This window comes from Microvirga sesbaniae, from assembly GCF_025460805.1.
Taxonomy (GTDB): domain Bacteria; phylum Pseudomonadota; class Alphaproteobacteria; order Rhizobiales; family Beijerinckiaceae; genus Microvirga; species Microvirga sesbaniae.
Genome location: NZ_JAMXFJ010000116.1, coordinates 1 through 1,229 on the forward strand (window position 1 = coordinate 1; position 1,229 = coordinate 1,229).

The following is a 1,229-nucleotide window of genomic DNA, read 5'->3' on the forward strand; positions in this document are numbered from 1 at the left end:
TTGTATTTGATGGGCGTTGCGGGTCATTCCCACAGCATGAGGCCGGGATAGCTCGAATGAGACATAAGACAGAAGTCTGCGATGTAGATGGTGCGCCCGGCCTCACCACGCGCCCCAGCTGAGATCGGACGGTATCAAAGGTCATCCCGAGACGGATAAACCTGCATTGACAAGGTTGATCAGCGCAAGGGGCATTCCTGACGAGAGGAAGCTCTATGACGGTGTACTTCGGCATTGATGTCGCAAAGGAGAGACTGGATTGCGCGGTTATCGTTCACGGCCGCGAGCGGCCCATTGGCCAGAAGTCCTTTCCCAATACCCTGGATGGCATTGAGAGAGCCGCCGCTTGGGTGATGAAGGTTTCCAAGGCTGAGATTTTGGAAATTCATGCGGTTCTCGAGCCGACGGCCGCCTATCATGAACTCGCGGCTCGGCTGCTGGCGAGCAAAGGCATGACGGTTTCCCTCGTCAACCCTGCCCAAATCCGCAGCTTCGCCAGAGGCATGGCTGTCCTGAGCAAGACCGATCAGATCGATGCGGTGCTCCTGGCACGCTACGGCTGCCTGACCCGGCCGAAAGCGTGGATCCCTCCCGCCGAGCCCCTGATCGAGTTGCAAGCCCTTCTCGCACGGTTGGATGATCTGGAGGGCGATCTTCGCCGGGAGCAGAACCGATATGAGCAGGCGTGTGTTCGTGGCTGCTCCGGCGCCATCAAGCGTTCCTTTGTCACGAACATCAGGGCGCTGAAAGCTCAGTGTAAGCTTCTGCAGGCAGCGATTGCCGAGCACTTTGCCGCTCACACGGATTTGCAGGCCGATCTGGAGAGACTGCGCACGATTCCTGCGGTGGGTCCAAAGACAGCGATGCGAATGCTTGCTCTGCTACGTAGCCACCCATTCGAGACTGCTCGTCAAGCCGCAGCCTTTCTGGGACTGGTGCCAATTGAACGGCAATCGGGGAAGAGCGTTCGAGGAAGGCCGCGGCTCTCGAAAGCCGGCAACTCCCGGCTGCGCGCCGCGCTTTACATGGCAGCTGTGGTTGCCACAAAGCTGAACCCGGACATCAAAGCCCAGCAACAGCGGCTGCTTGAGCGAGGCAAGGCCAAGATGTCGACCTTAGGGGCCGCCATGCGTAAACTGGTTCACATCTGCTTTGGCGTGCTTAGGAGCGGGACCGTTTACCAGTTTCCGCTTGCCCATCGGACTTGACCGCTCAGACGGTATCTACAT

At 58.7% G+C, this 1,229-nt stretch carries 1 protein-coding gene; it reads left to right on the forward strand.

The genetic code is table 11. The features are described 5' to 3' along the window. The first annotated feature begins 215 nt into the window (after positions 1-215). A complete protein-coding gene (locus OCW50_RS33045; protein WP_210804862.1) occupies positions 216-1,208 on the forward strand; it encodes a transposase in 993 nt (330 codons plus the stop codon). Positions 1,209-1,229 lie beyond the last annotated feature (21 nt).